The organism is Anoxynatronum buryatiense (assembly GCF_900182905.1).
Taxonomy (GTDB): Bacteria; Bacillota; Clostridia; order Peptostreptococcales; family Tindalliaceae; genus Anoxynatronum; species Anoxynatronum buryatiense.
On record NZ_FXUF01000001.1, the window covers coordinates 311,639 to 334,378 of the forward strand.

21 protein-coding genes and 2 riboswitches are annotated in these 22,740 nt (G+C 44.1%); of the genes, 3 read left to right on the forward strand and 18 right to left on the reverse strand.

Annotation, left to right across the window (positions count from 1 at the left end; all coding sequences use genetic code 11):
- Positions 1 to 11: 11 nt before the first annotated feature.
- From QOL74_RS01415 to QOL74_RS01470, 12 genes are all read right to left on the reverse strand, one after another.
- Positions 12 to 1,901, reverse strand: a complete 1,890-nt coding sequence (locus tag QOL74_RS01415; RefSeq protein WP_283407641.1) for a PAS domain S-box protein — start codon at positions 1,899 to 1,901, stop codon at positions 12 to 14.
- 207 nt (positions 1,902 to 2,108) lie between these two features.
- Positions 2,109 to 2,864: an SDR family oxidoreductase gene (locus QOL74_RS01420; protein WP_283407642.1), complete on the reverse strand. Its 756-nt coding sequence runs from the start codon at positions 2,862 to 2,864 to the stop codon at positions 2,109 to 2,111.
- Between the two features lie 58 nt (positions 2,865 to 2,922).
- Positions 2,923 to 3,927 carry a zinc-dependent alcohol dehydrogenase gene (locus QOL74_RS01425; RefSeq protein ID WP_283407643.1) on the reverse strand — a complete coding sequence of 335 codons (1,005 nt, stop codon included), beginning with the start codon at positions 3,925 to 3,927 and terminating at the stop codon, positions 2,923 to 2,925.
- 93 nt (positions 3,928 to 4,020) lie between these two features.
- Entirely contained in the window at positions 4,021 to 5,328 is a 1,308-nt protein-coding gene (locus tag QOL74_RS01430) for a TRAP transporter large permease (protein ID WP_283407644.1), read from the reverse strand.
- A 209-nt stretch (positions 5,329 to 5,537) separates the two neighbouring features.
- Entirely contained in the window at positions 5,538 to 6,017 is a 480-nt protein-coding gene (locus QOL74_RS01435) for a TRAP transporter small permease (protein WP_283407645.1), read from the reverse strand.
- 15 nt (positions 6,018 to 6,032) lie between these two features.
- Positions 6,033 to 7,094, reverse strand: a complete 1,062-nt coding sequence (locus tag QOL74_RS01440; RefSeq protein ID WP_283407646.1) for a TRAP transporter substrate-binding protein — start codon at positions 7,092 to 7,094, stop codon at positions 6,033 to 6,035.
- Between the two features lie 23 nt (positions 7,095 to 7,117).
- Positions 7,118 to 8,092 (reverse strand): C-terminal binding protein, encoded by a 975-nt coding sequence (locus QOL74_RS01445; protein ID WP_283407647.1) that lies wholly within the window; start codon positions 8,090 to 8,092, stop codon positions 7,118 to 7,120.
- Between the two features lie 95 nt (positions 8,093 to 8,187).
- Complete coding sequence (kduI, locus tag QOL74_RS01450; protein WP_283407911.1) at positions 8,188 to 9,018, reverse strand: 5-dehydro-4-deoxy-D-glucuronate isomerase; 831 nt, start codon at positions 9,016 to 9,018, stop codon at positions 8,188 to 8,190.
- Positions 9,019 to 9,080: 62 nt separating this feature from the next.
- Positions 9,081 to 9,860 carry a sugar phosphate isomerase/epimerase family protein gene (locus QOL74_RS01455; protein WP_283407648.1) on the reverse strand — a complete coding sequence of 260 codons (780 nt, stop codon included), beginning with the start codon at positions 9,858 to 9,860 and terminating at the stop codon, positions 9,081 to 9,083.
- A gap of 112 nt (positions 9,861 to 9,972) precedes the next feature.
- Positions 9,973 to 11,007, reverse strand: a complete 1,035-nt coding sequence (locus QOL74_RS01460; RefSeq protein ID WP_283407649.1) for a LacI family DNA-binding transcriptional regulator — start codon at positions 11,005 to 11,007, stop codon at positions 9,973 to 9,975.
- A 122-nt stretch (positions 11,008 to 11,129) separates the two neighbouring features.
- Positions 11,130 to 11,513 carry a VOC family protein gene (locus tag QOL74_RS01465; RefSeq protein WP_283407650.1) on the reverse strand — a complete coding sequence of 128 codons (384 nt, stop codon included), beginning with the start codon at positions 11,511 to 11,513 and terminating at the stop codon, positions 11,130 to 11,132.
- A gap of 331 nt (positions 11,514 to 11,844) precedes the next feature.
- The gene (locus QOL74_RS01470; protein ID WP_283407651.1) at positions 11,845 to 12,630 is read right to left on the reverse strand and encodes an IclR family transcriptional regulator; all 786 of its coding nucleotides are present in this window, start codon (positions 12,628 to 12,630) and stop codon (positions 11,845 to 11,847) included.
- A gap of 324 nt (positions 12,631 to 12,954) precedes the next feature.
- Here QOL74_RS01470 and QOL74_RS01475 point away from each other — a divergent pair, with 324 nt between their 5' ends.
- On the forward strand, positions 12,955 to 13,803 hold the full coding sequence (locus QOL74_RS01475) for a DMT family transporter (protein ID WP_283407652.1): 849 nt from the start codon (positions 12,955 to 12,957) through the stop codon (positions 13,801 to 13,803).
- 94 nt (positions 13,804 to 13,897) lie between these two features.
- On the opposite strand, the gene QOL74_RS01480 is transcribed toward QOL74_RS01475, so the two are convergent.
- Entirely contained in the window at positions 13,898 to 14,833 is a 936-nt protein-coding gene (locus tag QOL74_RS01480) for an ABC transporter substrate-binding protein (RefSeq protein WP_283407653.1), read from the reverse strand.
- A gap of 181 nt (positions 14,834 to 15,014) precedes the next feature.
- Positions 15,015 to 15,132: riboswitch (molybdenum cofactor riboswitch) on the reverse strand.
- Positions 15,133 to 15,561: 429 nt separating this feature from the next.
- On the opposite strand from QOL74_RS01480, the gene QOL74_RS01485 reads away from it, so the two are divergent.
- Positions 15,562 to 16,647 carry a putative sulfate/molybdate transporter gene (locus QOL74_RS01485; protein WP_283407654.1) on the forward strand — a complete coding sequence of 362 codons (1,086 nt, stop codon included), beginning with the start codon at positions 15,562 to 15,564 and terminating at the stop codon, positions 16,645 to 16,647.
- A gap of 6 nt (positions 16,648 to 16,653) precedes the next feature.
- A complete protein-coding gene (locus QOL74_RS01490; RefSeq protein ID WP_283407655.1) occupies positions 16,654 to 16,863 on the forward strand; it encodes a TOBE domain-containing protein in 210 nt (69 codons plus the stop codon).
- Between the two features lie 88 nt (positions 16,864 to 16,951).
- Here QOL74_RS01490 and QOL74_RS01495 read toward each other — a convergent pair whose 3' ends face one another.
- The 5 genes from QOL74_RS01495 to nuoE form a co-directional block, all read right to left on the reverse strand.
- Positions 16,952 to 17,578: a BUD32 family EKC/KEOPS complex subunit gene (locus tag QOL74_RS01495; RefSeq protein ID WP_283407912.1), complete on the reverse strand. Its 627-nt coding sequence runs from the start codon at positions 17,576 to 17,578 to the stop codon at positions 16,952 to 16,954.
- 322 nt (positions 17,579 to 17,900) lie between these two features.
- Positions 17,901 to 18,030: riboswitch (molybdenum cofactor riboswitch) on the reverse strand.
- Between the two features lie 131 nt (positions 18,031 to 18,161).
- Entirely contained in the window at positions 18,162 to 19,898 is a 1,737-nt protein-coding gene (locus QOL74_RS01500) for an NADH-dependent [FeFe] hydrogenase, group A6 (protein ID WP_283407913.1), read from the reverse strand.
- Between the two features lie 21 nt (positions 19,899 to 19,919).
- On the reverse strand, positions 19,920 to 21,728 hold the full coding sequence (locus QOL74_RS01505) for an NADH-quinone oxidoreductase subunit NuoF (protein ID WP_283407656.1): 1,809 nt from the start codon (positions 21,726 to 21,728) through the stop codon (positions 19,920 to 19,922).
- Positions 21,729 to 21,735: 7 nt separating this feature from the next.
- Complete coding sequence (locus QOL74_RS01510; protein ID WP_283407657.1) at positions 21,736 to 22,128, reverse strand: (2Fe-2S) ferredoxin domain-containing protein; 393 nt, start codon at positions 22,126 to 22,128, stop codon at positions 21,736 to 21,738.
- A complete protein-coding gene (nuoE, locus tag QOL74_RS01515) occupies positions 22,118 to 22,651 on the reverse strand; it encodes an NADH-quinone oxidoreductase subunit NuoE (RefSeq protein ID WP_283407658.1) in 534 nt (177 codons plus the stop codon). The genes QOL74_RS01510 and nuoE overlap by 11 nt, the downstream gene beginning before the upstream one ends.
- Between the last annotated feature and the right edge of the window lie 89 nt (positions 22,652 to 22,740).

Consider the following 22,740-nt stretch of genomic DNA (forward strand, 5'->3'; position numbering starts at 1 on the left):
AAACGATTGCTTTATCCGGCATTCAGGTCATCCTGCTGCCGGTTTTTTGATTGGCCTGGAAAACGTGACGTCTGAAAATCCACTTGGAAGTATACTTTAGTACCTATATCTTCCCGGCTGTCAATGAGCAGGTCTCCACCCATCATTTCAACAAATTTCTTTGAAATGGCAAGGCCCAGACCTGTTCCGCTGTAACGCTTTCTTGATGATGAATCACCTTGAACAAATGGTTGTGCAATGATTTTCAACATTGATCCCTGCATCCCGATCCCAGTGTCTATCACCTCGAACAGAACCGTGTACTGGATATCATTCTTTCTAACTGCTGTTACGTTTACCGTCACAGTACCTTCATTGGTGAATTTTATGGCATTACTCACCAGATTTGTGATAACTTGCCTGAGTCGCATTGCATCTCCCATGACACTCTCTTTGGGCAACTCCTGCATATTCAACACCAGGTGCAGTTCTTTGCTTTGTGCATAGGCGTTGAAGGGCAGTACTGCAGCCTCAATCGCCGCCGGCAAAAAGAAAGCCGCATTGACCAGTTCCATATGGCCCGCTTCAATTTTGGAGATATCCAGTATGTCATTGATGACATTCAGCAGGGTTTCTGAAGCTGTGTTCATGAAGCGAAGGTATTCTCTTTGCTCTTCATCCATCCGGGTCATTTCAAGCAACTGTAAAAATCCGATCAATCCATTCATCGGTGTGCGTATTTCATGACTCATGTTGGCCAAAAATTGTGTTTTGGCCACATTGGCTGTTTCAGCCTGTTCTTTTGCTTCCACCAGTTCCTGCATCATGCGAACCCGCTCAGTGATCTCCCGCACCATGGAGACTGCCTCATGCTCGTTGTATGCTTTCAACCGGGCTTCAAACTGTCTTTTGCCCACCAATGCCTCCAACTCATATTCCAAAAGTTGCATTTCCCCTGTTGAAAAGGCTTTTTCCAGAGCTCTTCTACTTTTATGGGCAATCTCGACAGGCAGCACCTCTTCCATCTTTTTACCTATGAGCTCTTCTTCTTTGAGTAATAAGTTTTCCTCATTACCTCCCATGATTTCCAGATATGTGCCATCTTTATCAAACCGCAGCAACAAATCTGGCAATGATTCAATGATGGAGCGTTTCACCTGCTCGCTCTCTGCCAGTTGTTGCTCGGTTCGTTTCCGGTTGCCGATATCGTAATAGGTGGCATAGCCTCCCACAATACCTGCTTCCGTGACAATGGGCACTCCCCGGGTCAATACTTCCACCCGGCTGCCGTCTTTGTGCATCCGATAGGTTTCCACCACATTTTCTTTTCCATTGAGAAAATCATTATAAAACCCCCGGGATTCAGGCAACTTTGATTGATCAACCAGCACATCATTAATATCTTTTCCCAGTACTTCTCTCAGCGAATAGCCAAAAAGGCGGGTAAAACCCTCATTGGCTTCTACAATTCGATGACGGTTGTCAAAGAGAATGATGGCATCAGAAGAGTTTTTGAAAAGTGCTTCAAGATAATGTTTCTGCTGTCGCAACTCTTCTTCCACCTCTAAACGATGGGAAAGCGACTCTTCAAGCTTCCGGTTTGCCTCCACGAGAGCCTCCCTGTCATGGCTGGCATCCTCTATCGCAAATGTCGTTTCACGGAGTTCTCCATTTAACAGTTGGTTATTCCAGTTAAAAAAATCATACTTAATACCCAAAAACAGTACGGCCATTACCAATAAGGTTGCCACGGCATCAATTAAATGTAATCGCCCTATTAACTGCCGACCACTTTCAAGACTCAGCATTCCATGTGCATCAAAAACATTAGTGAGCATCCAGTTTTTAAACAACCATGACACCAAAATGACCAGGCCCATGATCAACAATGGCAGATGGTAGCGCTGTCGGTAACGATGCATATCCGCAAACCCCTTTTCTGACATTTCTTAAGTGGTGTTGCTCTTCATCAATCTATCAATCATTATGGGTACTCATACCCAACGGCCAACGCCTCACATCAGTTAATCTGAAAGAGACTCGTATCCACAGCAAAAAACACTTTTGGATCAGCTGTAACTCCTCGCTGTCCAAAAGTGTTCTTTACTGCATTTTAAAGAAAGTCCCTTTTAGCGTCCCATCCAACCACCATCTACTGCGATGGTATATCCATGGATGTAATTTGAGGCCTCGCTGGCCAGAAAGACCACCGTTCCCATCATATCTTCAGCCTGACCCCAACGGCCTGCTGGAATACGCTGTAAAATTTGCTTGTTTCGTTCTTCATCTGCCACCAACGCCATATTCATATCAGTGTCCATATATCCCGGTGCGATACAATTAACATTAACTCCTTTTGAAGCCCATTCGTTAGCCAGTGATTTTGTTAACTGCATTACCGCACCTTTGCTTGCTGCATATGCTGGAACGGTTAGCCCCCCCTGAAAAGACAGCAGAGATGCCAAATTGATAATTTTTCCCCTACCTCTCTCCACCATCAGCTTCCCGAATCTCTGACACATAAAGAATACGGCACTGGAGTTTATTTCCATAACAAAATCCCAATCTTCTTTGGGAAATTCTGTAGAGGGATGACGCCGTTGAACACCCGCATTATTTACAAGTATATCCACTTGACCAAAATCTTCCACTATTTGATTCACCAACTCGTCATATTTATCAAACTCTCCCAGATTAAATGAATAACCTTTAATCTTTGTTCCCACAAGAGCCATTTCATCCATCAATTCATCAGGTATTTTTGTTGCAATGATGGCCACATTAGCGCCGGCTCCGGCTAAAGCTTTCACCATCGCTTTTCCCAGTCCACGGCTTCCACCGGTAACAACTGCTGTTTTACCAGTTAAATCAAACATTTTTTGCATCAAGACACCTCCCGTTTTGATAATCTAACTGCTCCTGTTCATCATTAGTGACTCATCATTAAAACGTGAACATCACTTTAACGGCATTCTTTTGCCCAACTAAAAGATCGAACCCTTGCTGTGCTTCTGCTGCTGGCAGTTCATGAGTGATGATTCTTTCAAACTCTGGCACATTCATTATCATTTCTGCTGCTATTTCAAAGTCTTTTTTTGTATAGACACGCACAAATTGCATGCTTATTTCCTTAAACATTCCCTGGATCAGGTCAAGAGGCGCTGGTTTTTTATAGGCTGCCACCATAACAATATGACCACAGCTTTTAACCACACGGGTTAACTTCTCAGAAACACTGGGGTGACCTGCACAGTCAAAAACAAGATCGAATCCGGAACCTTCGCTTTTTTCAAGAAGCACCTCTTCTTCATTTTCCTCCATGGGGTTAATGGTTTCAAAACCCATATCGGCTGCCATTTTTAATCTAAAAGAATTCGTTTCAACCACCACCACCCGTGAAGCTCCGTAATGTCGAAGCGTTAAAGCGACACATAGACCAATGGTTCCTGCACCAAAAACAACACTCCGATCACCCAGTTGATAGTTGCCTTTTCGCAGGGCATGTACTGCCACAGCAACCGGTTCAATAAAGGCTCCCAGTTTTAGAGACACTTTCTCTTTCAACGGAATTATCAAGTCTTCCGATACCACAGCATATGTAGCCATACCGCCATCAAAGTCAATTCCCAGCAACTTTAAAGTGGTGCATACATGACTTTGGCCTGTCTGGCATGGCTCGCACTGGCCACAAGATACCAAAGGATAAACGGTAACGGGAGTTCCCGCCTTGTATTGTGTACCATCTTCAACCACTACCCCTGAAAACTCATGTCCCATAATCAGAGGAGCCTTTGCCCGTGGGTGTGCTCCTGCGTATATGTTCAAATCTGTTCCGCATATGCCCGAATGAGATATTTTGAGTAATACAGCCCCCTTCGGTACAGCAGGCTTTGACTGTTCAATTACTTCCAGCTTTTCGGGACCTCTATAAGTAATGGCTTGCATCATTGCTACGCCTCCTTTTATCTTCCTCTAATTTGAATCTACACTGCTTCAGATTTCATAGTAAAAAAGTTCGCTCCTTAACACTCTTTATCCGGTTTATCGCACCAACTGCATTAACCTCGGCAATGTCATGGATAGTGCTGGAATAAAAGTTACCAGCATTAGTACTACAACAGTTGAGAGGAAAAATGGCATCAGCTGTCTCACCACATTTTCAATTTTTAGGTCAGCTACTTTGCAGCCAATGAAAAGAACCGGCCCAACGGGTGGTGTAATGGTGCCAATGCATAAATTGAAGACCATAATAATCCCAAAATGAACCGGATGAATTCCGAAATTCATAGCTATCGGAAGAAAGATCGGTGTGAAAATCAGCACTGCCGGTGTCGGATCCATAAACGTACCCACCACGAGAAGTACAAAGTTCATAATTAGCAGAATGATGATGGTATTATCGGTTAAGCTCAAGAATAATTGTGCAATAATACCTGGAATGTTTGTAAATGCCATCACCCATGACATTATTGATGAAACGCCAATCATAAAAATAACGATAGCCGTGGTTCTGGAAGCATCCAGCAAAATACGAGGCAAGTCTTTGATGGAAATGGCACGGTAAAAAAAGGCCAGCAAGAGAGAGTAGACCACCGCGATGGCTGATCCTTCAGTGGCTGTGAACACGCCGCCAATAATGCCTCCGACTACAATGACAATCAGCAAAAGGCTTGGAATAGCATCAATAAACACCGCTAATCCGCGTTTGAAACCAATGCGCTCTTCGCTTCGATACCCTTCTTTTTTGGCAATGAAATAAGCAATCACCATGCATCCCAGCCCCCACAGAATTCCCGGGAGATAACCAGCCATAAAGAGCGCCGCGACCGATGTTCCTCCACTTACCAGAGAGTAAACAATCAGTGTATTACTGGGAGGAATCAACATCCCTGATGGCGCTGATGCAATATTCACTGCTGCGCTGAACTCCTTGCTATAATTTTCTTTTTCTTGTAACGGCCCCATAGTGCCACCCACAGCAGCTGCAGCCGCAACAGCCGAACCACTAATGGCTCCAAACAACATGTTTGCCACGATATTTGACTGGGCTAAAGACCCTGGCAAACGGCCACTGATGACTTTTGCACAATTTACCAGTCTTATCGCTATTCCTCCATTATTCATAATAATTCCCGCAAGTATAAAAAACGGAATAGCCAATAGTGAAAATGAGTTTATTCCTGTGAAAATTCTTTGAGCTGATGTTGTCATTGCTCGATCGAATCCAAGAATATAAATGGCTGAAATGGCTGAAGCCGCACCGATTCCAATGCTGATGGGCGTGCCAATCACAAGCAGAAAAGCAACTGCAACGAACAGGATAAGTCCAGTCTGTATTGCCAGTTCCATTCAATCAACTCCCTTGCTCCGATGAATCGGATTCTCACAATATATCACTTTATATTTCAGTTGATTTATGTCAAATCCCACGCAGAATCCCCGCAAGTTTTTTTCATATCCATCATTTCCAGCTGACAAGGTGTTTCCGGGCCATCATCTTTTGTTCATAGCCCGGAACACCGCTGTCATACATTTCTAAGGGAGAATCATACTATTCGTTATTCAATAGCGACTCTCTTTTGAAACAGTTTCACGATATTGTTAAGTGTGTAAAATACAATTAGACTTCCACTCAAAGGCAACGCTGCATATATGTAGCCTACAGGTACTCGAAGGGCTGCAGATGACTGTCCCATCGTCATCATGGTAACTTTATAGCCTCCAATTACCAGAATTGCCATGGAGAAGCTAAAAATCACCAGTTCTATGAAAATACTGAGTGACAGCTTCAGCTTAACTGGGAATTTGTTGCGGATGAACTCGATGGCCATATGTCCTCTTTCGCCAAAAACATATGCCGCACCAAACAGCACCAACCACACAAAGCATACTTTTGCCAGTTCTTCCGAAACAACACTGGGATCATTTAACACAAAGCGGGTGAATACTTGCCATGTGACTAAAGCCACCAATCCCGAATAAAGGAAGATGCAAAATTTTTCAACCACGCTGTCAACTATTCTTTTCAAGGCATGCATGATAACCACTCCGATTTAGCGTGCAGCTGCCTGCACTTTTTCATATATTTCTCTCGCTGTCTCAGTGGTGATTTTTTCTTCTACCAAAGGCTTCACATTTTCCTGAAAAACACTAATGTCAACATCATTAAAACTTGCGCCCGCTTCGATGGCTTCTTCCATTGCTACAGCCACATCTTCATCCCACAATCGAACTTGGAGATCAACTGCTTTTCTCAGTTCTTCCATGAAAGTATCCTGATGTTCCTGAGGCATGCCATCAAAAAGATCTGTGTTGATAATCAGCATGTCAGGCATCATTAAATGCTGCGTGTAAGAGTAATAAGGTGCAATTTCTGCATGTTTTAAGCCGGCAAAGATGAGCTCATTGTTCTCGCCACCATCCAGAACACCTGATTGAATAGCCGTGTATACTTCCCCCTGACCCATTGGTGTGCCTGTACCACCCATCATTTGCATCATGCGAATATTCGTATCACTTTCCATCACGCGAATCTTCTGACCTGCCAGGTCGGCTGGTGTATGAATAGGATGACTTCTGGTGTAGACATTTCGAACGCCCCCATGGAAAGCTCCCACAGCAATCATTCCCTGATTGGCCGTTGAACGATAGAGGTCCCCCACGATATCCAGATCATTCACAACGGCCATTTGATGATCGCGGCTGCTGAACATGTATGGCAGGTTAAATACCACATAATCGGGATTAAAGTTTTCCAGAAGACTTCCAGCAACAATGGCCATTTCAATTGTGCCTGTTTGAACTAATTCAATGGTTTCACGCTGTGGCCCAAGCAACTCATTAGGAGAAACCTCCACCTGATAAGCACCACCAGTTCTTTCGGCCAGTTTTTCACCGAAAGAAACCATCGCTTTAAACTGGGGATGTGATTCTGGCTGATTAAAGGCCACTCGAAGTGTTTTCACCTGCACAGGCGCATCTCCCGCAGACGCAGCCGGTGCATCTCCTGCCGGCTGTGCATCGGGTGCCGCAGCACCTCCACCGCACCCACTCAAAAGCCCAGCTACCAACAACCCAACCATTAACACTACCAGCCATCTTTTCTTTTGATTCATCCTTCTTCCTCCTTTGTTTGATGTTATTTTTTTAATGAATTCACAGGATAATGCACCGCTTCACCTTTGATAAAACGAACAACTTCTTCTGCCACCTTCTGCTTCAGTTCCTTCGCTGCTTGCTCCGAATACCACGCCATGTGAGGTGTGCAGAGAAACATATCGTGTTGAAACAGGGGAGACTCCGTGTTGACAGGTTCATCTTGAGTAACATCCAACGCGGCTCCTGCAATCCATTTGTTCGTAAGGGCCATGTTTAGGGCTTCTTCATCAATGATGCCACCCCGCGAAACATTAATAATGAATGCACTTTCTTTCATCTTTTTCAGTTCTGTTTCACCAATTAAATGATAGGCATTATCAAGGGGACAATGAATGGAGACAACATCAGATTGCTCCAAAAGCGTCTCCAATTCCACGAGTTCGACGTAATCGGGGATTCTTGCAGGTCGCTTTGCCTGGCTGGGATACTTGGTATCATATGCAAGAATTCGGCAACCCAAAGCATGAACCCGCTGCGCAAAGACACTGCCAATCCTTCCAAAGCCAATAATTCCTACAGTCTGGTGGCTATGCCGAAATATGGGAATGCTTTTCTGATAGTCCCATTCTTTACGATGGACTGAATCATTCATTTTGACAATTCTTCGAGTCATAGCCAACATAAACGCTAATGCATGATCTGCCACTTCGTACATACCGTAATCCGGTACATTACACACTTGAACATGATGATCTGTTGCAGCATCAAGATCCACGTTGTTTACTCCAACACCGTAACGAACCACTAACTCCAGCTCTGGTAAAGATTCAAATACTTTTCTGGTGTAGGGAGCGTACTGATTAATGGCCGCCCGTGCTCCCTTGCAATGGCTGGTCAGATCTTCCTCTGTTTTGCACTGGTGAAAATCAAAATCCAAAGAAGCCTGATTCAATACCTGCGTTTCAATATCAATACTGCCATGGTCACAGTCTGTGATGACAATCTGTTTCTTCACATGCTCAACTCCCTACTGAATTCTTTTTATGCCTTTCTCATTCGTCCCGACCTTCTTTGACCAACGTGCTCACATTAATTCATCAGAAGTATCCTTCACTTCATTTTTTCCATTTCAATGAAATCCATGTCATCAAACTCCTGGTTTTCGCCGCACATACCCCATATAAAGGTATAATGACGAGTACCAACGCCTGAGTGAATGGACCAGCTGGGCGAAACCACCGCCTGCTCATTTTTAATAATAATGTGCCGCGTTTCATGAGGCTGTCCCATCAAATGAAACACACGGGTTTCTTCGTCCATATCGAAGTAAAAGTATACTTCCATGCGTCGTTCATGTGTATGTGCAGGCATCGTGTTCCATGAATTTCCTGGCTCAAGGAGAGTCATTCCCATGCTCAATTGACATGATGGACATACTGCCGGATGAATATATTGATAAATCGTTCGCTTATTCATTGTTAGCGGATCTCCAAGATTCACTTGATTGGCGTCTTTCTGTCCAATTTTTTGTATAGGATATGCATGATGGGCCGGACATGAGTTCAAATAAAATTTGGCTGGCTGGCTTGCCCTTTGTGAGCTGAACTTTATCTCTTTAACACCCATTCCCACATATAGGCCGTCTCGTCCATCAAGCTGATATTCAGTTCCATCAAGTGTCACCGTTCCTGGTCCGCCTATATTGATTATTCCCAGCTCTCTGCGTGCAAGAAAATAGCTGACACCCAGTTCTTTTCCAGCTTCAAGCACCACCGTTTCTTCGACGGGCATGGCACCTCCAAAAATAATGCGATCAACATGACTGTAGATCAATTGAATGTCGTCTGGCAAAAAAACGTTTTCCATTAAGAAATGATTGCGCAACTCTTCAGTCGTATAATGCTTTGCATCTTCAGGGTGATGTGAATAGCGTACTTTCAGGTTCATTGGTCTACCTCCTCCATTTCATATGCTTCAATCATTATTTAATTACTCATTCTTTTTCACTGACTTTCGATCATTGCTTCATTAATCAACTGGTAAGCATGTTCAATGCAATCGAAAGGTTCCATCCCACAGGGATACTCCAAAATGAAATTTTTTCCATTGAAAAATTTCAAGAAATACTTCCAGTCGACAATCCCACCGTCTAACTGTGTAGATGAAAAACAACCATCTTTGATCATCACATCTTTCACATGGATATTCGAAACATAGGGCTTCAGCTTCAGTGCATTTTTTTCTGCATCTTCTCCTGTCCATATCCAGTTGCCAATGTCAAATGTCATTTGCAGCTTAATATTATTCTCATGGCAAATCATTAACAGTTCTTCAATCTTGTCAGCTTTTCCACCTGACAGCGATTGGTCATTTTCGATTAAAACAGCTAATGATCCGTTGCATAACCCTTGAAGAAAAACTTTGTCTTTGACCGACAGCGCCCGGTAATCGCCTAAATAAAAAGTGATACTTTTGGCATTTAACATCTTTGCTTCAGCCATGTAGTCCTGAATAAGTGACTGGTCAATGTAAGTATCCTGAAAAAGCTTGTCAGCTACTGAATAATGCAACTCCAGTTGAGCTTTCTGGTTACTTTCTGCTATTAAGGCGATCTCCTGCGATGGATTTCTCATATACTCACGTCTAATCTCCAGACGTCTGTATCCTTTGGATAAAATCCAATCAAGCAGTCGATGCTGCTCGACGATTCCAGAGTTAGCATCCTTAAAAGCCAGTGCATTAAGAATCAGCTTCTCTTTCAGCAAATTCGCCACTCCTCTCACTATCGCCATCCTTTTTCATATTCGAATGGTATTCACGCAACTTTTATGTATCAGTTTCGTTTACCGGTTCACTAAACAAACGTCAAGGCATTTTTTCGAAATGCCCCTATCGTCACTTAAGAATGATCTGCGTCGAACCCCTTTCAACAAACTGAGCTTTCAGTTCGATCTCAATGGGATCCTTATAATCAATGCCTGAATGAATACGTCCAATAAGTATTTCCGCAGCTCTGGCACCAATTTCGTAAGTAGGCTGTGCAATCGCCGAAATACCGGCACCAACTAACTCTGTCCATCCCCAGTCGTCAAAACCACACAAACCAACCTGGTCAGGTATTTCAATATTTTGACGTCGGCAAGCCCTTAAAAAATCAAGCATAGCAACGCCATTACCTGTTATCACTGCTTTTGACCGTTGGGGATTCTCTTGGAGATAACCCATAATCGCTTTGTCATAAGAAAATGCTTCCTGGTCTATCTGAAAGAAAAGAGCCTCAGCATCACCGCCACGTTCACAGGTCATTCGTTGAAAAATCTCTTTACGAATCTGACGGGTGGCATTCTTATTGATAGTCTGGCTGAAAAATGCAACTTCTTCAAATCCAGAGCCATAGAGTTTATCAAGTACATATTTGATAATATGCTCGTTATCGATGGTGACTGTGTCTATCTGACCATTTAAAGGTCTTCTTTCTGCATAAGTGACAAAAATGCCTTCATTTCGAAGCTGTTGAATCAAATCATCATTGTAGCCAGTTGAATTAATCACCAGCCCTTCGATTTGCCTGGTGAGCATCGACCTAATATATTCCTCTTCTTTTCTGGGATCTTCGTCGCTGTTGGCAATCATTAGTTGGTACCCTTCACCAAGGCAAATATCATTGACACCTTTGACCAGAATTGATGAAAATGGTGTTGTGATATCAGCAACGATCATTCCAATGGTACCACTCTTTTTTGACTTTAATCCTCTGGCTATTTGATTGGGGTGGTAGTTTAATGCTTCGATAGCTTTCTCAATCCGCTCCCGGGTTTCCTCCGACATGAACTCATACTTTCCGTTAAGATAGCGGGAGATGGTTGTTTTTGAGACGTTCGCCTGGTCTGCAACCATTTTGATGGTCACTTTTTTCTTCGCCCATGACATACATTTTCCTGCTTTCCATCTGTGTACCGGGTTTGTGTACCGGTTAACAACATTTTAACGCACTATCTTCATTTCGTCAACACTCTTTGAATCAGCCTTTTAAACTTCCGATTGTCATGCAGTTACACCAAGCTCTTCGGACGTTGAATGAAATGAATAATGTTTCCTTCCAGGTCTCTGAAGAAGACGGTTTTAACGCCTTTATCATTTGCTTTCAGCGGCTCAATGATTTCAACCTGGTGATCCAGTAGTTTTTGATACGCTTCTTCAATCTGATCTGTACCAAAAGCCAGATGTCGAATCCCTCGATACTTGTTGTCGGTAGTTTTGGCATCAGTTTCAGCAGGATAAATTTCTAGCATGCTGTTGTCTTCCATTGCCAAAAAGTAGGTGGGCATCTCCTTTTGATTATCGTAAACAATCCGGAAAGAGAAAAGATTGACGTACCAGTCTTTCAGTTTTCGTGTATCCAGACTGCAGATGCCTACGTGCTCCAAAGTCACCATATTTAATCCACTCCCCAGTTTCGTATTGTGAACCATCGTTTCGTTTTATAGACTAATCATAGCGATGTTTTTCCAGAATTTCAAGTGCTTCATTGACGGTTACAGATTATTAGGTACATTATTCTTTTGATTTCTCCATATTTCTTCATTATAGTCATCATTTCAAAATATGGCACTTTTCTGATAGTGGATCAACGTTTTCCCGTTATTTAGATGCTTTACAGGTTTCAGGCATGAAAAAACTGCACTGAAAGTGCAGTTGAGTTCATCTATCACAAATTTTCTAAAGCTTTCATCTCATTTGGTCATACCCTTTTATGGGTAACATTGACTATTTAACACGGTGCCCTATCTTTTGGGAGATCAAGCGGCCTGTTGCCATTACTGCTTCACCAAAAGCAGCTACTCTTTCAGGCGTTACCCGAAGGGTTGGCCCCGAAATACTGATGGCCCCGATCACTTCGTCACGATAATTAAAGATGGGTGCCCCCACACAGCGAATTCCCAGCTCATTTTCTTCGTTATCAATGGCATAACCCCGATTTTTGACTTGATTCAATTCTTCTCTCATTTTTTCCAAGTCGGTGATGGTATATATGGTGAGTTTTTGGATATGGCTACGTTCCCAAATGGAGACAATCTCCTGTTCCGGCAAAAAGGCCATCATGGCTTTTCCCGCAGAAGTACAGTATAGGGGAGAACGCGCCCCAATGCGGGAGTGCATACGGATCTTATTGTCAGCTTCCACCTTGTCAATATACATAATTTCAATGTCATCGCGAATCACCAGATGCACCACTTCATTCACAGATTCCTTCAGGGCAGATAATAGTGGTCTGGCAACCTCGTTCAAAGCGAGATCATCAATGATTTTGCTGCCTATCTCATACATTTTGAGAGACAACCGGTAAACAGAAGAGCCGGAATCCTGCTCCACATATCCATGGTGGATCAGCGCCAATAACAGTCGATGCACGGTGCTTTTATGAAGCCCCACCCGTTTACCCAGTTCCGTCAATCCCAGTCCATCCGGCTTCTCTGCAAGCACTTCTATAATATGAAAGGTCCGGTCAATGGACTGCACCGCTGATCCGCCTGCTGTTTCTGTCGTTTTCATTGCTTCCAAACTCCTTTAACATCATCTCAAAATGTCATACATAATGATCTTTCTGCTTGTTCGAAAAACAACCCGCCTTAGTGCGCATTTCAGGGCGCGGCGGGTGTTATCCCAAATGTACACTTCTTAAGAAATAATGTCAACGAACAGGCATTAGATTTCAACAGCCTTTCAAACTACCTGTTTTCACAAAAGAAAAATCATCAACTATTTTTCAATTGAAATAATCACTTCAAACGGTTGTCATCTCCAGGGCTTTGATTTATGCTGTTAAAAGGATTATCGTGTATTGATGGTCAAAGGAGATTAGCAAGGGGTGCTGATATGACAAATGATACAAAAGCACGTTACCAAATGATGGCTGCCGCTTTTCTGTGGAGCCTGGGAGGGGTTTTGATCAAACTGGTGGACTGGAACCCTCTGGCCATTGCCGGCATGCGCAGCTTCATAGCAGCTGTGGTTATTTTCTTTTTCTTGAAAAAGCCTGTCTTTACCTGGTCAAAAGTTCAGGTAGGTGCTGCCGTTGCCTATGCCTGCGTCATGATCTTCTTTGTCACCTCTACACGTCTCACAACAGCAGCGAATGCTGCCCTGCTTCAATTTACTTCACCCATTTATATCGGCCTTTTCAGTTATTTTGTTCTTAAGGAAAAAGTAACCCGCATTGATTGGGCTGCCATTTTACTGGTTATGGTGGGCATGGTGCTCTTTTTCCTGGATGATGTAAGCTTTACCAGTTTCTGGGGTAATCTTTTAGGTATGTTCACCGGCATCAGTTTTGCAGTTATGGTGCTTCTGCTGAGAAAGCAAAAAAATGCCCGCCCCATGGAGTCTGTTCTGCTGGGTAATCTTCTGGCGGGTATTGTGACGCTACCTTTTATGTTTCAATCAATGCCCTCCGCCATGAGTTGGCTGGGTCTGCTGCTGTTGGGCACGCTGCAGCTGGGGCTGGCTTACGTGTTCTACGCAACTGCAGTGAAGCATATCAGTGCCATGGAGAGTGCCTTAATCCCAGTCATCGAACCATTATTCAATCCCCTTTGGGTTCTGCTCATTGTGGGCGAGGCCCCAGGCATGTGGACCATTTTCGGTGGACTGCTTGTGGTAGGCGGAGTTACCGGACGTTATCTGTTTCATGCCAGCATGCAGCGCACGCGCCAAAGCATTTCCTGACTGATTCACGATTGTTTTTTAGATGATTAACACCCGATCCAGCTGTCGAGGCCGGAATCGGGTGTTTTAAAATCGGTTAAGCGCTGTTCCTCACTTATTGGGCATTGGGAAAAAAGAGAGGCGCTCCGAACTCTTCCACACCAAACTGGGAGATGAGTTCCTGTGTCTCAGAAGACAAAATCCAATCGACAAATCGGGCTGCAGCGGCATAGTTAATATGATCTCCCTTGTCAGGATTCACTGCAATAACGCCATATTGATTGAATAGTTTTGGGTCACCTTCCACAGCTATCACCAGATCGATACTTCCCAGCATGGAGAGATAGGTGGCTCTGTCAGTCAGCGTGTAGCCTTCCAGCTCATTGGCCATTTGGATCACGTCTCCCATGCCCTGACCGGCAGAAATATACCAACTGGCATCAGGCTCCTCTAAACCAATTTCCTTCCATAAATTCACTTCCATGATATGTGTGCCAGAATCGTCACCTCTGGAAACAAAGGTACCTTCCTTCTCACTGATCAGTGTTAAGCCAGCCAGCACATCACCAGCGGCTGCATCCATTAAACCAGCGGGGTCGTCAGGAGGGCCGACAATGATAAAATCATTATACATCACATCAAATCGCTCCAGGCCATGGCCATCTGCCACCAGCTCTTCTTCCCGGGCCTTGGCATGAGCCAGCAGTACATCAGCCTCACCATCAGCTCCCATCTGTAGTGCTGCACCTGAACCAACAGCTACCACTTTCACATCAATTTCATAGGTTGATTCAAAATCCGGCAGAATAAAATCCAGCAAACCGCTGTTTTCAGTACTGGTGGTGGTGGATAAAATCATCTCTGTGTTCGTTAGTTCAGGATAATCACCATCCGTTTCAGAAGTCTCTGTCGCTTCTTCAGCGGATGGCTGCGTTTCAGCTGGTGCCGGTTCTTCCGGTGGAGCTGGTTCCTGAGTTCCTCCACAGGCTGTTGTTAAAGCAACCATCAAAATGAGCAACATGATGAACAAGCTGCGTCTCGTCAATGTCATTTTCTCATCTCCTTTTGTAGGCGAATCATTTCTGGCCTGTATTCACTTTTTAAGTGATCATTAACTGAAAATCAAGTTCCTTGGTTTAATCGTTGGGAGATCACACCCTTTCTGGTTAAGTCCGTTACTGCAGCTGAAGAACATCGAAATAAAAAACACCCAAAGGGGTGCCTGGTGATTGCACTTCAGCCACACATCTCCTTTCCACTGGGAGGCAACGCCGTTTCCAACATTACCCTATCGGCTTGATCCCATAGGCAACTGCCATTAGGGACTTAAGCTCGGAGGCGATTCCATTGTTTGCTGATGTTACAACATCTTCGTTATGTTTATCTTTGCATTTTGAGGAAAACGATTCCCTGAGGTTAAGTATAGAGTATGCCCTATGTTCTGTCAAGAATGTGGTTTAAACAAGCTTCATGGTGAAGGCTTGAACCTTTTGCAAATGTGCCGTGCTTTCTCATTTAATCTAGTCGTTATTTTTTTTATGCATTTTGATCTTAAAATTAATACCCTCAATTTATTCTAATCGCATCGTTTCTCTTTGAATCAACGGTGGTTCACCAGGAAATTAATGATTAAGAGCCTCTTTGTTTGGATATTTACAGGAATATCATTTGCTTCAAAGATCAATCCTAAAACGTCGTCTTTGGTAATCAACCTCAACGGCAAGACTACCACCCGTTTAATCGAACTACCATCTTTATGCATCGAAGGTGATAACGCTTATGGAAAAAGATTTTCGTTTCAATATGGAAGAAGCTGCAGGCGCACTGGGAGATTTTGGAACACTACTCCCCATTGTTATTGGCGTTTCCGTTGCAACTGATATGAATTTGGCTGTCATGTTGCTGTTCTTCGGTATTGCTTATCTCTTCACCGGAATCCATTACAAATTACCAATGCCTGTTGAACCTATGAAAGCCATTGGTGTGATTGCCCTTACAGAAAGATTGTCCGCTGCCGAAATTGCAGGTGCAGGAATCGGTATGGGACTGGTGCTGCTGCTCATCGCTCTCACCGGCGCCATGGACTTCATCAAAAGAAGTATTCCCATCGCTTTAATCCGCGGTATTCAACTGGCGCTCGCTCTGACCCTGATGAGGCAGGCCATGGTGATGATGAGGTATGATTTCATTCTCGGTGCCTTGGCAATGGGCATCATTTTCTACTATCGATTTTCAAGGCATCTGGATGTTTCAGCTCTGATGGTTTTTCTACTGGGAATTATTGTCGGCCTTTTTCGTTTTGGACCACCTCCGGTTACACTCATGCGCCTCCCAGCTTTAACATTGCCTGACTTTCCTTCTTTTATCAGCGGGTTCACGAAAGCGTCTTTGCCGCAGATTCCTCTCACTCTTGGAAATGCCGTTTTAGCCACTTCATTACTCATCAGCGATTTATTGGACCGCCAAGTTCAGGAAAAGCAGCTTCTTTATAGTATGAGTGCCATGTGTTTGTTTTCAGTCCCTTTTGGAGGCTTCCCCATGTGTCATGGGGCAGGCGGTTTAGCGGCTCAGTACAGATTTGGTGCCCGTACAGGTGGATCCAATATCATATCAGGATTTGTTTTGATAGTGATTGCACTGTTGTTTGCATCACCCCATCTGGAGATGGTGATCCCCTTTGGAGCCTTAGGAGCACTGCTTTTTTACTCAGGTTTGGCGCTTTTTCAAACCGCCCGAAAAACACCTGATCTGGCAGCAACTCTTTTGACGGGTATCTTGTCGCTGTTCCTGGGTATTACCTGGTCACTGTTTATTGTCTGGGTTTGGATCATCGTTAGAAAAAAATGGAACGCTGAAAGGGGGTGAGTAAAAATGCAAATAACCGGAAGAAATCAGCTTAAAGGAAAAGTGGTCAAAGTGGTGCATGGCGTCACCAGTTCCGAAGTGCAACTTGAAATTGCTGAAGGCATGATCGTCACCGGACTAATCACCAAAGGGTCAGCGGAATCAATGAACATTCAGGTGGGCGATGAGTTGGTAGCCATTATCAAAGCCACTTCGGTCATGTTTGGGAAAGAGTAATGCGATAAAACGAAACCCTAGCTGTTCTTCAGCCAGGGTTTCGTTTTATCGCATTACCAGCATAAAAACACTCTCAAGAAGAGCTGTTTTATTTGAAATGGGGAATAGCCATTTTTCTTCTTCTTTCCATCATCTTCAGTTCCCGATCCATGTAGTGGTAGATCAAACTTCCTTCAAGAAGCAGCTCCTTCACAAATGTATCCGCAAATGCATTTACCAGCTGCTTTTTAAAAGGAGTCGCCATTGGGCTATAGGTGTAGACATAAGCGCATATTTTTCCTGCATCTTCTTCATATCTACCTTCTCTGCAATCTTCAAAATCAACCCCGAAAACGGTGTCAGTCCATAAAAAATTTCGCAGATTGACATCAGCCATGATCATTCTCTTACCCTCAAGCTCCTTCGTTATCTGATAGAACCTTTCCAGCCAGCCAGTCAACAATCCTATTATTTCCATTGTAGACTCTGGCAGATGATCACCCTCTGTCCATTTGCATTCCTGTTTTTCAAATGCCTCACAGAGAGTAATTCCGTCGATGTATTCCATCAGCAAATAGCTGCCTTGCTGCTCATAAACAGCAGGCACTTCAAGTCCCTGCCGATGCAGTGCCGTTATCATTTCCATTTCCTTCACAAGGCGTTTATGATCTTGATAGGCCTTCAAGACATATTGTTGAGGCGTCCCATCACTTTTCCTGGCCTTTATCAGCCACACCTCATTTTTTTTGCTTTTAAATGTTTTGATTCTCTCAAAAACCGCCTCATCATGTTTTTGCCAGAAATGATTGCTCAGTATCAAGTCAACACCACTCCTTCAAAACCTAACTAAAAAAAGCCGATCCTGCTTGACAATTCAAGAAATGATCTTGGGGAGACATTCTTTGCGTTGTTGCAGGACCGGCAAGGAACCTGAGCCGAAGAAGTGTGTGCGACTCCACGGCTAAGGAAGGTCACTGGGTCCAGTTCCGAGTTTTCGCCGGCAGAAAGAAAAAAAGGTGCCTAAGAGAAGGCACCTTGAACACGACAAGAAAATCATCCTGACGTTCGGTTCATCTCCTTTCCACAATGGGAGGTGCCAGCGTTTCCACTAATACCCTACAGGCCAGTTTCTCATGGGTACGAGATGAGCGTACCGGTAGAGAAAAAGACTCGGAGTTATTAAGTTGTCTTAATCATTATAATCTGTTGTGATATTATTGTCAAGGTATTTGTTTTCTAATCCAACTGATTAAAATGGATTGTTGTTAATGAAAGTCAAACCATCTATGATATATCCCATAAGCATCACAGCCCTTTAATTAAATTTTTTCTCTGGCAATATAGTGGGTGTGCAGCAAGTCATGTGCTTTTTCGCCATAAGGTTTCCCTAAATACTCCTCATAAAGTCGAAGCACTTCTTCATTCTCATGGGATTTTCGCTTTGCCTTTCCCTGATCCTCCCGATAAATTGCCTCCTGGCGTTTTTTAATAATTTCCATGTTACCATGGTGATATGGCTGGCCTCCTCCGCCAATGCACCCTCCTGGACATGCCATGATCTCAATGGCATGAAAACTGGACTTGCCATCCCTGATATCTTCCAACAACTTTCGAGCATTTCCCAACTCATGAGCAATTCCAATCCTTAGATCCATGTCACCAATGGTAATCGTTGCCTCCCGAATTCCTTCAAGCCCTCTCAATGCTTTGAATTCAACATTTTCAAGTGTATCACCTGTGATCCATTCATAAGCCGTTCTGGCTGCTGCCTCGATGACTCCGCCTGTTGTTCCAAAAATAACTGAAGCACCTGTGCTTTCACCCATCATCGAATCAAAAGGTTGATCCTCAAGATTGGCAAAATCTATTCCCGCTTCTTTCATCATTTGGGCAAATTCTCTTGTCGTAATGACGATATCCACATTGGAATCTTCCTCTTTTGTAAACTCAGGCCTTTTTGCCTCCGCTTTTTTTGCCAAGCAGGGCATAATGGAAACAACCGTGATGTCGTGAGGATTAATTTGTTTTTTCTCTGCATAGTAAGTTTTGGCGATGGCTCCAAACATTACCTGAGGAGATTTACAGGTCGATGGAATATCCAGCATGTCTGGAAACTGATGTTCAAAAAACTTGACCCAGGCCGGACAACAGCTGGTAAGCATTGGCAGCGTACCCTGATGCTGAATGCGATGAACCAGTTCAGATGCTTCTTCCATGATCGTTAAATCTGCCGCAAAGTCGGTATCAAAAACCCCATCAAATCCTAGTCTCCTTAGTGCTGCTGCAATTTTTCCCGTCGTTATTTCTCCCGGCGCCATATGAAACATTTCACCAATTGCGACGCGAATGGCCGGTGCCACCTGAACTACAACATGGCGATTTTTGTTGTTAAGCTCTCTCCATACTAAATGGGTGTTGTTCACTTCTGTTAGGGCTGCAGTTGGGCAAACGGCAACGCATTGACCACAAAATGTGCAGGATGTGTCAGCCATGTCCATGTTGAAAGCAGGCCCCACAAAAGCTCCAAAACCCCGATTTACCGCTGATAAGATGCCACAGGTTTGCACATCGTTGCACATGGTTTCACAACGACGACACATCACACATTTGTTGGGATCTTTTACCAGCGAGTAGCTGGACTGATCTTTCGGGTAGTCCAATCGTTCACCTTCCCATTTTATTTCTCTTATCCCCAACTCCTGGGCCAGACTCTGCAGTTCGCACTCCAGATTTTTGGCACAGGTTAGACATTCCTTGGGGTGATTCGATAAAAGCAACTCCACCGACATGCGACGCGCCGTGATAGATCTCAGAGAATCTGTCGTGATGACCATTCCTTCTGTCACCTTTTCTGAACAGGAAGGTACCAGCGCCGGGCGTCCTGCCACTTCAACCATGCACACCCGACAGGATGAAGACTGGTTGACAATACCCAACTCACCAAGGTTCATGTGACATAGTGTCGGAATGTGTGCGCCACACTTCTCAGCAGCTTCCAATATCGTCGTTTCTTTCGGCACTTGAATGTGACAGCCGTTGATGGTTACATTAATCATATCCACTTGATCCACCTCTTCCTAAGGTTTAATAACTGCATCAAATTTACATGCGCGCAAGCAAGCACCACACGAAATGCAATCTGCCGATCTGATCACGTGCACCTTTTTAACAGCACCTTCGATGCAATTGACTGGACAGGCTCTTACACAAGCTGTGCAGCCGATGCACTTTTCAGGGTCGATGCTATATTTGACCAAAGCCTTGCACTCACCCGCAGTGCAATGTTTATGCAGTACATGATCTTCATACTCATTTCTGAAGTAATGAAGCGTGGAGAGCACTGGATTAGGGGCTGTCTGACCCAGCCCACAAAGCGCTGCATCTTTAATCATGGCAGCCAACTCTTCCAGATGAATCAAATCATCTTCCGTTCCTTTTCCCTTGGTGATTTTTTCAAGGATTTCAAACATCCTTTTTGTTCCCACGCGACAGGGGGTACATTTTCCACACGATTCATCCTGTGTGAACTCAAGGTAGAATTTGGCAATATTGACCATACAGGTGGCATCATCCATGACAATCATTCCTCCGGATCCCATCATGGAACCAATGCCTTTTAATGACTCGTAATCAATGGGCGTATCCAGATCTGCTTGAGTGATCACACCTCCGGAAGGTCCACCAGTTTGTACCGCTTTAAACCCTTTATTATCAACAATTCCGCCACCGATATCAAAGATGATTTCTCGCAGGGTTGTTCCCATGGGTACTTCTACCAGCCCCACATTGTTGACGTTACCGGCGAGAGCAAAAACTTTTGTTCCTTTGGATGTTTCTGTTCCAATACCTTTGAACCACTCCGCTCCATTAAGGATAATGGAAGGGACGTTAGCAAAAGTTTCCACATTATTCACAGTGGTGGGTTTTCCCAGGTAGCCAGATTCTGATGGGAACGGTGGTTTTTTTGTAGGTTCTCCCCTGGCACCTTCCACAGAATGAATAAGGGCCGTTTCTTCACCACAAACAAAGGCGCCGGCTCCCAGCTTGACTTGGATATCAAAATCAAATCCTGAGCTGAAGATGTCTTTTCCAAGGAATCCCATTTCTCTCGCCTGCTCTATGGCACTTTGCAGCCGTTTAATGGCAAGGGGGTACTCTGCTCGAATATACACAATGCCCGTGTTCGCACCAGTGGCATACCCTCCGATGGTCATGGCTTCAATAACCGAGTGAGGATCACCCTCTAAAATGGATCGATCCATAAAGGCCCCCGGGTCACCTTCGTCGGCGTTGCAAATCATATACTTTTCATCACCGGGCGACTTCAGTGTCAACTCCCATTTAAGTCCAGTTGGAAAGCCACCACCGCCGCGTCCCCGGAGCCCTGCTTCCTTGATGATCCCTGCCACCTCAAGAGGCGACAAGTCCATGAGCACTCTTGCCAATGCTTCGTAGCCTCTGAAGGCAATATATTCATTGATATCGTCCGGATTAATCAAGCCACAGTTTCTCAACGCAATACGGTACTGCTTCTTATAGAAGGCCATCTGATCATGTTTGTCCAGTTTTTGATGATCTTCAGGGTCTACGAACAGCAATCGGGAGACCACACGCCCCTTGACGATGTGTTCCTGAACAATTTCAGAAGCGTCCTCCTTGCTGACTTTTACATAAAACACATTATCTGGATGTATTTTAACAATAGGACCCTGACCACAAAACCCAAAGCAACCTGTTCTGACAACACTAATTTCCTGATCATAATGCGCTTTTTGCAGCTCAATGTTCAACGCTTCGATGATTTCTTCAGATCCGCAAGAAACGCATCCCGTTCCTCCACAGACCATGACGTGACTTCTTACCCGCTCCATCTTAACCCTCCTCATCGACTAATTATGCTTTGTTGAATGTGTTCATCAAAATTGCATTATCTATAAATTCATTTTTCATAATATGCTTCTGAATAATTTCCTTTGCCCGTTCAGCATCCACCTTGCCATATAGGATGGGCTCTTCACCTGGTCTGTTAACCTGAACAATTGGTTCAGAGTGACAGTAGCCCAGACACCCCACCTGCACCACCCTGATGTTTTCCAGAGACTGTGCTTCAATTTCGTCCAACAATGCCCGCAACGTTTCACGGGCACCAGCAGCAATGCCACAAGTTGCCATACCCACCATCAGCTCAGTGATTGCCTCTGTATGATCAGTGCCTTCCCGCAAATTCACTTTTTTTTGTGCATTTTCTCTGATCTTGATCAGTTCTTCCAATGATTTAATAGGCATTTTCATTCCCCTTTCTGTATTTTTTTAGTATTTCTTTAACACCATCCACCGTTACATGCCCAAACACCTGATCATCAAGAAATACGACTGGTGCCAACCCACATGCACCAATGCATCGAACGTCTTTAAGAGTGAATAGGCCATCTGGTGTTGTTTCACCATTTTGAACACCCAGTTCATTTTTAAATGCGTCGACTATTTTTTCTGCTCCCCTCACGAAACAGGCCGTTCCCATGCATACGCTGATTTTATGTTTTCCAACTGGCTTTGTTGTGAAATAGGAATAGAAGCTCACCACTCCAAACACTTTAGCTCCTGGAATATCAAGCTTTCTGGCTATGAAGAGCTGTACTTCCGGTGGCAGGTAGCCGAACAGTTCCTGTGCTTTGTGCAGCACATGAATCAAAGAACCTTTTTTGTCTTTCAGACTATTGATATATGTTTCCAACGTTTCATAATGCTCCTGTGGCAAACTGGCGACCTCCGCTTGATTTTTTGATGTCTGTAAAACTGGCTGTGACATTGATACACCTTCCTTTCAGATTATGCTCTCCAACTATCACTCCTGAATCAATAAAAAAAACTCCCCAATCATCCGAGGAGTCTTCGTTT